We start from the raw sequence: 12,543 nt of genomic DNA, 5'->3' as shown, positions 1-12,543 counted from the left end.
CCATAGTAACGATAAAAGTCCAATTCCTCCATTTAAGTCCTGGGAATTTGGACTTTTTTTATTTACTTAGAGCATATTCGGAACTTCATGCCGTTTGTCATCCCATAGTTTCATGAACCAGAAGATGAGGCGCTCCAGCTCATGTCCGACATACTGCCGACCGCCGACCGCATATCCGTGTGTAGTGAATGCTGGCGTAAAAAAGCGGATACGGCCTAGTGAGCAACCGTAGATGGCCGGCGAATTAGCAGCAAGAAAAACTCTGGATGTGCTTTTGGTAGGTTGCACAAAGGGTTTCAAATGAGCTTAAATAAATGTTTTTGGTAAGGAAAAGAAGTATTATATAATGTTAGTGACAATAGGAGGGTGTTTTAGATGGTATATAATTCGGCAGCGGAACTTTGTGAGGGGATTGAACAAGTGTATCCTTCCATTCACGTTCAATTGACGATGGAAATCGTCGATAAGAGATTGGGACCTGTAAAGGCGGAGGCAGAGATTTCCATCAAGCCCGTTAAGTCACAGGGGTATCTTGAAGTGCTGGTGGAAGAATTGGAATCGGAGCATATCTTTGCTGATGAAAATGGAAGCATCTATGGCAGCTTTGGCATTGATCAAAGCATCGAGATATATGATGAAGTGCTGGCCGTCATTCCATTCGATGAGATAATCGGTAAGGAAAATTGGAATGAGATAGTGGATGCCTCAATCACAGTGGATAAGCTTAAGGAACAGCTCGGAAAAGCCCTAAATGATTATCAATTCAGTGATTTAAGCGGAAAATATAAATTCAGGAAAAGATGTACGATCACCGAGCTTCAATTCATAGGTTGATAGATCAATGGAGAAGGCAAATGCTTTCTCTTTTTTCCTTCTCTTGATAAATTTTCTCCTTTGTTAGATAAAGTGACGGAAAGGGTAGTAAAGCAGAGAAGTCCACGGCAATATCATCAGTCTTGCTTAGTCGAGAAATGATAGCGGGACACTTTACAGCGAATATAGAGGCAATGCATTTGTCTTGGTTATATAAAATACATACTGAATCAATCAATAAAAGAATTTGCATGATGAAGAGGAGTACATATGAAAATTGGGTTGGTAAGGCATTTTAAGGTGGCGCATGAGTTCCCGACGGGGAGATCCGTGTCGGCGGATGACATGAAGCAGTGGTTCATCGACTATGATGCTGCGGATATCATTTATGGATCGACTTCATTAGGTCAGGCGGAGTGGGAGGAATGCTATTGCAGCGATATGCCGAGAGCGGTCAAGACAGCGGAACATATTTTTCCTGGCACGATTCATTTTATGGAAGAACTGCGGGAAATACCTTCCCCACCCCTAAAAGGGGAGTTGAAGCTGCCGTTCATCCTTTGGGCCATCTGGATTCGCTGCTGCTCTGTCATGAACAAGCAGACGAGAGCGGAAATAAAGAATGCAAAGCGGAGGATCAATAAAGCATTGGACGAGATCTTTGCGAAGGGGGAAAGGGATGTCTTGATCGTGAGTCATGCCGCACTTATGGTCTTTTTAAGGAAAGAGTTGATAAGACGGGGGTTCGGAGGTCCAAAATTCAAGCTTGCCAGCAATGGAAGGCTGTATGTTTTCGAAAGGTGATGAATGAGCATTTAAGCTTCTCAGCCAGGAAAGCAGAAAGTTACTGTCATTTTCCGAATAATTATTCATTTCCCCATGATTGTAGTTTATGATTGTACTAATGTAATTTTAGCGAATTCCATAATGGGGAAAGAGGTCGGATATTTTGATTAAGGCAGTTTTTTTTGATTTGGATGATACATTACTATGGGATCAGAAAAGTGTGAAAGAGGCTTTTGTTGCCACATGCGAAGCGGCTAGGGAGAAATATGATTTAAATGTCGGAGAGCTTGAGGACGCGGTGCGAAAGGAAGCGCGTGAGCTTTACTCTTCTTACGATACATATGCATTTACACAAATGATCGGAATCAACCCTTTTGAAGGACTGTGGGGAAATTTTAACGATGATCATGAGGAATTCCGGAAGATGGCGGAGATTGTACCGGCTTATCGCAGTGAAGCTTGGACGAGGGGCTTGAAGTCATTAGGTATCGATGACCCTGAATTCGGCCTTGAACTGGCAGAACGTTTTCCAGCGGAAAGGCGTAAAAAACCGTTTATCTACGAAGAGTCCTTCCAAGTTCTGGATGAATTGAAGGGGAAGTACAAATTACTTTTGCTGACGAATGGTTCACCAGAACTGCAGAATACCAAACTTGAAATCACACCGGAACTGGTCCCTTATTTTGATCGAATCGTCATCTCAGGAGCGTTTGGCCGCGGTAAACCGGATGCGTCCATTTTTGAGCATGCTTTGGAAATCATGGAGCTGGATAAAGATGAAGTATTGATGGTCGGCGATAATTTGATGACGGATATCCTCGGGGCATCGAGAGTGGGTATAAAGTCGGTCTGGATAAATCGCGAGGATAAGGAACGGACTGAGGTGGTTCCAACCTATGAAATCAAGCATTTGAAGGAGATCTTCCCTATTCTTGAGAGCCTGGAAGATTAAGTAATTGATCTCGATTGCTTAATGATTCAGGGAGCGGATGATGGAAATATTAGGACTTTAAAATGATTTACAGAATGAAACGGGTGAGATATAGTTACCCTGTGTTCGATTATATTGTTCAGACTAGGGGTGTCCAATAAACGTTGGGCTGAGAGAGAAGCGCGTAAAGCTTCTTAACCCTCAGGACCTGATCTGGTTCATACCAGCGTGGGGAAGTTAGAATCTACTAAGCAATGACGATACATGGGGTCATTTCTGTAGTCATACTAACGTCAGCCAGGTCTTGAATCGGAGATCTGGCTTTTTCGTGCGAAAAATGAATTGGATTTTGTCCTTTTTAAATCAATTAAAAAGGAGAAATGAAATCATGATGGGTAATTCAGTAAACGATTTGAACGTTTCGATTATGTCCAGTTTTGCAGGAAGTAAAAAAGTGTATGTAGAGGGATCCAGACCGGATATTAAAGTACCAATGCGTGAAATTACGCTAAGTCCGACTACAGGGACCTTCGGTGAGGAGGGAAATCCGCCTTTACGGGTGTATGACACGAGCGGTCCCTATACGGATACGGCATATCCGGTGGATATTCATAAAGGCCTCGACCCGATCAGACGCAGCTGGGTCCTGGAGCGTGAAGACGTCGAGGCCTATGATGGACGGGAAATAAAACCCGAGGATAATGGTTACAAAAAAACAGGGTCACAATCCAATGCCGATATCTTTCCAGGATTGAAACGGAATCCGTTAAGGGCGAAGGTGGGGGAAAATGTTACCCAGCTCCATTATGCACGCAAAGGCCTCATTACACCTGAAATGGAGTTCATCGCGATTAGGGAAAATGTCGACCCCGAGTTCGTGAGAGAAGAGGTAGCGAGCGGAAGGGCGATCATTCCGGCAAATATTAACCACCCTGAAAGCGAGCCGATGATCATCGGACGTAATTTTCACGTGAAAATAAATGCCAATATTGGAAACTCGGCCGTCAGCTCATCGATTGAAGCCGAGGTGGAGAAAATGACTTGGGCTACCATGTGGGGAGCAGACAACATCATGGACCTTTCCACAGGGAAGAATATCCATACGACACGGGAATGGATCATCAGGAATTCGCCGGTGCCAGTTGGAACGGTCCCGATCTATCAAGCGTTGGAAAAAGTGAATGGAATTGCAGAAGACTTAAATTGGGAGGTCTTTCGGGACACGTTAATCGAGCAGGCTGAGCAGGGAGTCGATTACTTCACCATACATGCTGGTGTGCTTTTGCGGTATATCCCCCTAACGGCAAAGCGGGTTACGGGGATCGTATCCAGGGGCGGGTCGATCATGGCTCGATGGTGCCTGGCCCATCACAAAGAAAGCTTTCTCTATACTCATTTTGAAGAGATTTGTAAAATTATGAAGGCATATGATATCTCATTCTCATTGGGAGACGGGCTTCGTCCCGGATCGATTGCAGATGCGAACGATGAAGCACAATTTGCAGAATTGGAAACATTGGGGGAATTGACGAAGATCGCTTGGAAGCATGATGTTCAAGTCATGGTGGAAGGTCCTGGACATGTGCCGATGCATTTGATCAAGGAAAACATGGATAAGCAGCTGGAAGTGTGTCAAGAAGCCCCTTTCTATACTTTAGGGCCTTTGACAACAGACATAGCTCCTGGCTACGATCACATTACATCGGCGATTGGTGCTGCGATGATTGGCTGGTTTGGAACGGCCATGCTCTGTTACGTAACACCTAAAGAGCATCTGGGCCTTCCGAACAAGGAAGATGTTCGAGTCGGTGTCATTACTTACAAAATTGCCGCCCACGCAGCTGATCTTGCAAAGGGCCATCCGCATGCACGAAAACGTGACGATGCCCTCTCCAAGGCTAGGTTCGAATTTCGGTGGAGAGATCAATTCAACCTTTCCCTCGATCCCGAAAGAGCTGTCGAATACCATGATGAAACTCTGCCGGCTGAAGGTGCCAAAACGGCACACTTCTGCTCCATGTGCGGCCCTAAATTCTGCAGTATGAGAATTTCTCAGGACATACGTGATTTAGCGAAAGAAAAGGGGCTCGGTTTTGAAACCGTAATTGGCGAAGGACTAAAAGAAAAAGCGAATGAGTTCAGGAAAACGGATGGAACCATCTATCAATGATTGGTGAGAGGCAGAATTCGCTGAATCGGGTCATCCAAATAAAAGGTGAAATGAAAGTACTGGAAGCAAAATTGGAGCAACTGAAGAAAGAGCTGAACATGCTTCGGGAAAATTGCACGCATGAATTTGAAAAAAAAGACTATATACAAAAATGCATAAAATGTCACTTAATCGAAAGTCTGCATTGGTAGAGATTATTCATTGGGAAAGGAAAAGGGATAGGACCAGTCCTATCCCTATCTTTATTATTGTTTCATCTGATTGATTTCCTGGATGCACTCCTGGACGAGGGTCACTGCCTGACTCATGGTCGCACCTCCGCCGAATGCCGCTGTAACACCAACGGCTTCAAGGATTTCCTGTTCCGAACAGCCTTGATCCAGGCACCCTTTAGTATGATAGATGATGCAGTATTCGTCTTGTGAGTACAAACTGATTCCCAATGCGATAAGCTGTTTTTCCTTTTTGGTCAATTGACCTTCTTTAAAGCACTCTTCCGTAAAGGAATTGAATTTCTCGGCAAGGTCGGGCATTTTCTCCGTAAAGGCACCAATTCCAGCCTTATAATCATGAAGAGCATTTTCAGTAGAATTCTTTGCTTCAAATTCCATTTTCCATTCAGCTCCATCCTAAGTTTAATTCATCAAAAATTAGTATGAGCCAAATGGAGCCTGATTAATCAAGAAACATCGGAGTTTATTATTGATCTTTTTGTCGCTAAATGGCAATTGATTCCTTCGGACGGGCGGCTTTGAACCATTGGCAGCAAAGGATGCAGATAAGCACAAGGTCAACGGCATCACCTGCATAGTACATTAACATTCCGCCACTCTCTGCCTGTTCCTTCATGACTCCGCTAGGTGGATGGGCATATATGTATTTAGAAAGGATATCATGTCCGGCCAATGAAAGGGCAAACACGATCATCCGGAACTTGAAGGTGAGCGGGTGCGGCGCCGGATCGATGTAAATCATGGAGGCAGTGAATAAATAGCCCGCTGCGAATACATGGAAATGCACCAATGCGTGCAGCGTGATATTGTGCTGCATCGCCCCATACAGGCCAGTCGTATAGAGGATCCATAGCCCGCCAATATTGAGAATGGACGCAGAGATGGGATGGCTTATAATCCGCAATGGCCAGCTTTTCAACAATCTAGATAGGCGGCGGGCCGATTGCACATCCAACGTTCTAAGAGCAAGTGTAATGGGGGCGGCGAGTACCAAGAGAATGGGTGCAAGCATTCCAAGCAATAAATGGCCGACCATGTGTGCCGTAAAGTCCATATGTGCCCGAGCGGCTATGGGGCCGACTATTGCAGAGGCTGCACTCATGACGCCAAGAATCCAAAACAACGTGCGCGATAATGGCCATTTTTTATATCGGCGGCCTGAATATAAGGCAGCTCCTATATATATCAAGATAACTAGTGCGAATGATCCCCACAGCATCGGTTCAAACCAAGCGCCGCCATCATGAAGATGTCCGTCACTGTGCATGATGGTTGTCCGCTTTCACATTAAGTAAGCTGCGCCGTGTCCGGATGATCAAGACAAGGCCGAACAAAATCATTGCAGACGCTGCGATGTTCCAAATCAAGTCATAAGGGCGAATATCGACATTGTAACGAATCTGATGGAGACGCATGAGCTTGTGCTGGACGATGCCGTCATACAATTGAAAGAAGCCTGCCCCAAGCAATACGCCCCCGGCCCACCTTTTCAGCCATAAACCTTTTCGGCGACGAAGATCGGCAAACATGAACAAAGACCCTACTGTTGCGAACCAACTGAGGGCATGAAACAAGCCGTCCGAGACCAACCCAATACTGGACGTGGATTTGTCATAGAAGTGATGCCAATGTAATAGTTGATGGAAGATGGCCTCATCGATGAAGGCAATCAGCCCGATGCCAAAAAGAATGCCGGACCATAAATTGCGGGCCGAGTAAGTATAGCGTATTTCGGCAATGGAATGATCCTTTTGATTCCTCGGTTTGAATTCCATATGGTTATCCTCCTCTGTTAATTAAATTTCTTTATTGTGTATCGATTTCCTTAATATGGTTCTTTTACTTTACCCTGTTTTGTAAGGAATAGACAGGGTAAAGGGACCTTTTATGCTTCATTATTTATGGAGACGTATAGAACGGCATCTTCATGGCTTGAATCTGGTAGGACCGGACCGAATCATTTGCGTGTGGATATATTTTGGAGTAGCATAGTTTCCATCTTCAAGACAAACCATTTTAAAGAAGAAAAGCCATTTTAATCATAAGGGAGTGGGATGCATGAAAGCTGTAGTGGTAAAAAAACCGGGTGGCCCAGAGCAGTTGCAGTTTCAAGATTTTTCAAAGCCTAAGGTCGAAAACGGAGAAATTTTAATAAAGGTGAAGGCATCTGCAATCAATAGGACCGATATCGTTTCACGGGAAGGTAAATCGGGATACATGGCCAACCCAATATTAGGGATTGAGGTATCTGGAGAAGTAGTGGAAAAAGGTGCGGGGGCAAACATAGAGTTAGGGACGAGGGTAATGGGGCTTGTGAATGGCGGCGGTTATGCAGAATATGCTGTGATGCCGGCAGACAGGGCAATGAAAATACCGGATAACCTGTCATTTGAAGAGGCGGCAGCTATTCCCGAAGTATTCTTGACCGCTTACCAAACTTTATTTTGGTTAGGCGGATTAACCGATGCAGATACCGTATTGATTCATGCAGGCGGAAGCGGTGTCGGCACGGCAGCCATCCAACTGGCTAAGAAATTGACAAAAGCAACAATCATCACCACTGCAGGGTCAAAGGAAAAATTGGATTTCTGCCGCTCACTGGGAGCAGACATATGCATTAATTATAAAGAACAAGCTTTCGATGAGGAAGTGCTGAGGGCCACCAATAATCTAGGAGCGGATGTTATTCTCGATTTCATCGGTGCTTCTTACTGGGAGAAAAATCTTAAGGGCATCAATACCGATGGACGCTGGGTATTGATCGGCATCCTTGGCGGAACTGTTGTGGAAAAAGTGAACCTTATGGAACTTCTTTTAAAAAGGGTGCAAATAAAAGGCACTTTATTGACTCCCCGAAGTGATGCGTATAAAAAAGAGTTGACGGAGGAGTTCGTTTCAAGTGTGATGCCGTTGTTCCTAGAAAATGAAATCAGGCCAATCGTGGATCGCGTCTTCCCTTTTGCAGATATTCAAAGGGCCCATGAACATATGGAGGCGAATAAGAACGTAGGTAAAATCATGTTGAAGATAAATGAATGATTCCTGCAAGGATGGCGGAGGCCTTCACTCATGGGAATCTGATATAATCACTGATATATGAAGGAAGTTTCCTTGAATGAAATGATGGCGAAGCTAATAAATATTTATGAAGCATAAACGCTTGAGCGTTGCTGACTTAAGGGAGGAATCGGCATGAGTGATCTGAATGCATTATTCAGGAAACGAATAGGCATCAAGGGAGAGAAGAAACTGGCGTTTGAAGGATTGGATGATATTCTTGAAAAGACAGGAAAAACGATTCCTTTCGAAAACTTATCTATCATCACCTCCAATCTTCATGACATCAACAAAGAGAATATCATTAATAAAGTCCTTGTAAGAAACGAAGGGGGAGTTTGCTATGAACTGAATGCAGCCCTTTATTTCTTCTTGATGGAAAATGGCTTCGAAGTATCCTTGGTCCGGGGCGTCATCTACAATCAAGGATGGATGACAATCGGAAGGACTCATGTCGCCATACTTTTGAAGCATGACGGCCAAACGTATTTAGTCGATACGGGATTTGGAGGCAATCTGCCGCTAAAACCAGTTCCATTGACTGGGGAAACCGTCATTTCCCAAAACGGCGAATTTAGGGTAAAACAGGAAAAAACCGAACATGGAAATCATATTCTTGAGCTGAAGCTGAAATATAAAGATCCTGATTGGAAAATAGGGTATGCTTTCGATTCCTCCAAGCCGGTAGAAAATGTAGCCGAACTCAATGAGGTTCAAACGATCATCAAGGAAGATCCCCAATCACCTTTTAACAAGCATCCATTGATTACCTGTCTGACAAACAGCGGGAACATCACTTTAACGGATACATCCTTTACACAATGGGCTGATGGAAAAGTGACGAGAGAAGACATAGATGGCAAACGATTCAAAGAGCTGCTGAAACAACACTTTGATAGATAGTAGCAATGGAGTCCCGATCCACGCTGATTAAAAGACTGTCGAGGATACTTGCCGGTCCTTTAGTGGATGAATATTCAATCGAAAAAATTAGATGAGAATTAAATTAGAGGAACCTCAGCTTTGTCCCATCTACTAGATGAATGAAGAAACAGAAGAGCTAGCGGCAATGAAAGCGTTATAGAGATAGATGGTACGAAAGATAGGGGGAGCGTTCATGGAAAGAAACAATAGGTTGGTATTCTCCAGATCGAATGCAGGCATGAAACGAAAATTCGATGAAGCAATCTCGATATTGGAATATAGCGTAATGCTGGTTGAACTCTTTGAATTGGAAGAATTCACTCATGTAATCGCCGTCCAGCTAAAACTAATGCTAGGTGAAACGAGGCATACGCGAATAAAAAGGGAAAAAGTCACGATAGATCAATCCTTAATAAAGAAAATCAATCCTCATCCTAAATTGTATCCTGTGAAGGGCGGCATTCAAATCAGCAAAACGGGTCTTGCAGAAGTTCCTGAAGAACTCTTCGACTATTCGAAACAGAGAATCGACCTAGTATCCTGGAGAAATCAAGTCATCTTTAAAACGAGCATGGAAGGAAAACTTCATGAAGTGACCGTCATCGACTTCATTAAAGAAATGGCAGATAAAATTGGAGGGGCCCAAGCTGATTCAAGGCTACCATATAAATCGGTGATAGCAAACGAGCATATCAGTATTTTATTGGTGGGCATAGCGAAGGGGTTATTCAAGTCGATCGGCAGGGATTATAAACAGCGTTCGTCCATGAATCTTGCGCATATCACAAAAAAGATCGAGCAATCGCAAGCCTCGGAATAGTGGACCCGGAAAAAATTATATGGACCTGACGAAAGGAACCATTACGACCACTGTCAAGCAAGAAGGACTGAGTTTAGTCCTTTCAGACTTTAGACAAACTCGATGAAAATCGAGTTTGTTTATTTTTATGAGTTGTACAATGTGGCCGTTGATTTCCATTCCAGGCACTCGCTTTCCCGGGCGGTCGGGAAGCCTCTTCGGCGCTTTGCGCCTACGGTGTTTCCCCTAGACACGCTTTTCCCGCACGAGTCTCGAACACTCGCTCCAATCAACTTTGTTTTAATTCGTAGATAGAAGCCTTTTCCACCGGATATATTGGATAAGAACGAAGTCAAAGAAATAAAAGAAAGTACGACAGATTGTGAGAGTGGCTACTATGTGAAAGATGAACGAACAAAACAGTTACCCTATTCATTCCGCGCGGCCGCATACAGGGGGCACGTATCTTAAAATTCAGGCGAACATTCGAACCCCTTTTGTCTACACACTGGAAGGACTGAGTTCAGTCCTTTTTTTCTTGCACCCATTCTATCCGGAAGAATGGGGATCCCCGGATTTGGATTCGAACATTGTTTCTAATATTTGGGCTCTGTTAAAGATTAGTGTTGTTTATTTTCCCGTTAATAAGTATGACAGTAAGTACCAAATTTAGGTAGAAAATCAAAATGAGACAGAATCCCCTGTATCTTGTATCTTAACAATCTTTACATGCAGCAATGGCATTGCTTTTAGTTAACACTTGAATCATCTAACCGAATTTCAGCAACTTTACCACTATTGATACACCAAAACTCTAAAGTTATCTCTTGTTTGTGGTCAATATATCCGATAATATCGGCTCCTTGCTCATTACTTTTGTAATATTTGTTTCCATATAAAGAAAGAACTTTTTCTTTTGTATCACCTAATTTAATTCCTTTTGCGGTGTGGAGAGGATTATCAAATGTTTTTTTATCCGTACCAGTTATGATTAACCGCATTATTGAACCTTTATCTTTACCAGAATTAATAGAAGCAGTTTCTAATCCGCCTTTCCAATGATAATAATCATATAAGTCATTATCTTCTTTACTTAATCGTTTGTCATACTGTGTCATAAAACGACTATTATTTATATTTTCGTGGATTTTCACACCTCCAATGGACTCGTTGGAAAGGTTTGTAGATGTTGTCAATTTCTCTGAATATGCTGAAAAATAAGTAAAAACTAAACCTCCTATCAATAAAATGCTGATACTTAAAGCAATGCGTTTTTTACTCATATTCCTCCTACTTTCTTAATATTAGGTACTGGTTTAATTAGTTAATCTGGATAATCTTAGATTATCATAAGTTGCATACGTCTAGAGCAAGCGCAAAATGATATTTTAGAGCCCATAGCCTTATCAAATTGCGTTTGCATAATCCACTCACACAAGGTCTTAATATGATCCCTGTCCTCCTGTTCTGAGTGAATAATAGCGTGGCTGAAGAGAAAGAGAGAATTCTATTACAATGTTAGCAAAAATCAGCAAGATTGACGTTTAAACAGCGAGACGATTTTTTCCATTGTGAAAAAGGGAAATTCGTCTTCATTTATCTGGATTTCATGAGAAATATGTCTGGACAAATTCATATAAGGGGAAAACTAGGAAGTATAACAAGATGTTTGGCTTCATTTTCTCATCACGCGTGCGCTCCATAATTTCTGCATATTTAATTGGTACGATGTCATGTAAATACTTAAGGAGGTTTTATCATGCTGAATGCAAAAACAAAAATGCCGATTGTTTTATCGATATTGGCAGCTCTGCTCTTAGTCCTTGGTGCTTGTTCCAATAACAGTGAAAATAAAGGAAAGGAACATAAAGAAGAGGTGGACCATAGCGAAATGGACATGGACCATTCTGGATCAGGGGATGTTCCTGAAGGATTAAAAGCTGAAGAAAATCCTACTTTTGAAATTGGCAGTCAAGTGATTATCAAAACCGGTCATATGGAAAGCATGAAGGGTGCAAAAGCAACGATAGTGGGCGCTTATGATACGACGGCTTACGCTGTATCGTATACACCTACAACCGGTGGGGAAAAGGTCAAAAATCATAAATGGATCATTCAAGAAGAGATTGAAGGTGCAGGCGAGGAAACGTATGAACCGGGAGCGGAGGTTATAATCAAGGCTTCTCATATGAAAGGGATGGATGGCGCGGTCGCTCATATCGAAACGGCAGAAAATACGACAGTGTACATGGTTGATTTCACACCGACTTCGGGAGGAGAGACAGTGAAGAACCATCAGTGGGTAACGGAAAGTGAGTTATCGGCTGCTGAGTGATATACATCGGCTCATATAGAAGAGGAGTGGCTTTAAGCCATTCCTCTCAGACTGTAGACAAACTCGATGAAAATCGAGTTTGTCTATTTTTATGGCCTGTACAATTTAGACGTTGATTTCCACTCCAGGCACTCGCTTTCCGCGGGCGGTCGGGGAGCCTCCTCGGCTTTGCCTGCGGGGTCTCCCCTAGACGCGCTTTTCCCGCAGGAGTCTCGAACACCCGCTCCAATCAACTTTGTCTTACCTTTTAGATAGAACACTTTTGACTGGAGTCATTTTTGTTTTAAAATTGAAGGATTAAAACTTGAGGTGATGAGGATGCTTTCTAAACATGATTCTATTCAGCGAGATCAACTTGAAATGATTACTTTAGATCAACTGGTGCCACCGAACCTTTTGGTTCGTAAAATGGAGGCTGCCATTGACTTCACTTTCATTTATGACTTGGTGAAAGATATGTACTCAGAGGTAGGACGCCCAAGTATTGATCCAGTT

The 12,543-nt window shown here is 43.1% G+C and carries 15 protein-coding genes and 1 riboswitch; of the genes, 10 read left to right on the top strand and 5 right to left on the bottom strand.

The window, feature by feature from the left end; all coding sequences use genetic code 11:
• Positions 1 to 66: 66 nt before the first annotated feature.
• Entirely contained in the window at positions 67 to 288 is a 222-nt protein-coding gene (locus AS888_RS25965) for a hypothetical protein (RefSeq protein ID WP_155645563.1), read from the bottom strand.
• A gap of 87 nt (positions 289 to 375) precedes the next feature.
• Here AS888_RS25965 and AS888_RS19835 point away from each other — a divergent pair, with 87 nt between their 5' ends.
• The 5 genes from AS888_RS19835 (at position 376) to AS888_RS26520 (ending at position 4,891) form a co-directional block, all read left to right on the top strand.
• Complete coding sequence (locus AS888_RS19835; protein WP_061143863.1) at positions 376 to 834, top strand: hypothetical protein; 459 nt, start codon at positions 376 to 378, stop codon at positions 832 to 834.
• A 249-nt stretch (positions 835 to 1,083) separates the two neighbouring features.
• Complete coding sequence (locus AS888_RS19830; protein WP_061143862.1) at positions 1,084 to 1,617, top strand: histidine phosphatase family protein; 534 nt, start codon at positions 1,084 to 1,086, stop codon at positions 1,615 to 1,617.
• Between the two features lie 145 nt (positions 1,618 to 1,762).
• On the top strand, positions 1,763 to 2,551 hold the full coding sequence (locus AS888_RS19825) for an HAD family hydrolase (RefSeq protein WP_061143861.1): 789 nt from the start codon (positions 1,763 to 1,765) through the stop codon (positions 2,549 to 2,551).
• A gap of 115 nt (positions 2,552 to 2,666) precedes the next feature.
• Positions 2,667 to 2,782: riboswitch (TPP riboswitch) on the top strand.
• A 136-nt stretch (positions 2,783 to 2,918) separates the two neighbouring features.
• On the top strand, positions 2,919 to 4,700 hold the full coding sequence (thiC, locus tag AS888_RS19820) for a phosphomethylpyrimidine synthase ThiC (protein ID WP_061143860.1): 1,782 nt from the start codon (positions 2,919 to 2,921) through the stop codon (positions 4,698 to 4,700).
• Positions 4,697 to 4,891, top strand: a complete 195-nt coding sequence (locus tag AS888_RS26520) for a hypothetical protein (RefSeq protein WP_061143859.1) — start codon at positions 4,697 to 4,699, stop codon at positions 4,889 to 4,891. The genes thiC and AS888_RS26520 overlap by 4 nt, the downstream gene beginning before the upstream one ends.
• 54 nt (positions 4,892 to 4,945) lie before the next feature.
• Here the strand turns inward: AS888_RS26520 and AS888_RS19810 are convergent, their stop codons facing one another.
• From AS888_RS19810 to AS888_RS19800, 3 genes are all read right to left on the bottom strand, one after another.
• On the bottom strand, positions 4,946 to 5,311 hold the full coding sequence (locus tag AS888_RS19810; protein WP_061143858.1) for a carboxymuconolactone decarboxylase family protein: 366 nt from the start codon (positions 5,309 to 5,311) through the stop codon (positions 4,946 to 4,948).
• Positions 5,312 to 5,417: 106 nt separating this feature from the next.
• Positions 5,418 to 6,200 carry a cytochrome c oxidase assembly protein gene (locus AS888_RS19805; protein ID WP_061143857.1) on the bottom strand — a complete coding sequence of 261 codons (783 nt, stop codon included), beginning with the start codon at positions 6,198 to 6,200 and terminating at the stop codon, positions 5,418 to 5,420.
• Positions 6,190 to 6,708, bottom strand: coding sequence for a DUF2243 domain-containing protein (locus AS888_RS19800; protein WP_061143856.1), 519 nt, complete (start codon positions 6,706 to 6,708; stop codon positions 6,190 to 6,192). Before AS888_RS19800 ends, AS888_RS19805 begins: the two co-directional genes overlap by 11 nt.
• Positions 6,709 to 6,991: 283 nt before the next feature.
• Here AS888_RS19800 and AS888_RS19795 point away from each other — a divergent pair, with 283 nt between their 5' ends.
• From AS888_RS19795 to AS888_RS19785, 3 genes are all read left to right on the top strand, one after another.
• On the top strand, positions 6,992 to 7,972 hold the full coding sequence (locus tag AS888_RS19795; RefSeq protein ID WP_061143855.1) for an NAD(P)H-quinone oxidoreductase: 981 nt from the start codon (positions 6,992 to 6,994) through the stop codon (positions 7,970 to 7,972).
• 153 nt (positions 7,973 to 8,125) lie between these two features.
• Positions 8,126 to 8,893, top strand: coding sequence for an arylamine N-acetyltransferase family protein (locus AS888_RS19790; RefSeq protein WP_061143854.1), 768 nt, complete (start codon positions 8,126 to 8,128; stop codon positions 8,891 to 8,893).
• 214 nt (positions 8,894 to 9,107) lie between these two features.
• Positions 9,108 to 9,734, top strand: coding sequence for a hypothetical protein (locus AS888_RS19785; protein ID WP_061143853.1), 627 nt, complete (start codon positions 9,108 to 9,110; stop codon positions 9,732 to 9,734).
• 728 nt (positions 9,735 to 10,462) lie between these two features.
• On the opposite strand, the gene AS888_RS19780 is transcribed toward AS888_RS19785, so the two are convergent.
• Positions 10,463 to 10,996: a hypothetical protein gene (locus tag AS888_RS19780; protein WP_061143852.1), complete on the bottom strand. Its 534-nt coding sequence runs from the start codon at positions 10,994 to 10,996 to the stop codon at positions 10,463 to 10,465.
• Between the two features lie 476 nt (positions 10,997 to 11,472).
• Here AS888_RS19780 and AS888_RS19775 point away from each other — a divergent pair, with 476 nt between their 5' ends.
• Together AS888_RS19775 and AS888_RS26940 are read left to right on the top strand one after the other, a co-directional pair.
• Positions 11,473 to 12,048, top strand: a complete 576-nt coding sequence (locus AS888_RS19775; protein ID WP_061143851.1) for a YdhK family protein — start codon at positions 11,473 to 11,475, stop codon at positions 12,046 to 12,048.
• 318 nt (positions 12,049 to 12,366) lie between these two features.
• The coding region (locus AS888_RS26940; protein WP_464684233.1) for a transposase at positions 12,367 to 12,543 on the top strand (177 nt) is incomplete at its 3' end.

The sequence above is a fragment of the Peribacillus simplex genome, assembly GCF_001542915.1.
In the GTDB taxonomy this organism is placed as follows: domain Bacteria; phylum Bacillota; class Bacilli; order Bacillales; family DSM-1321; genus Peribacillus; species Peribacillus simplex_B.
Note: the sequence above shows the minus strand (reverse complement) of the source record. Positions and strands in the feature narration are given on the sequence as shown.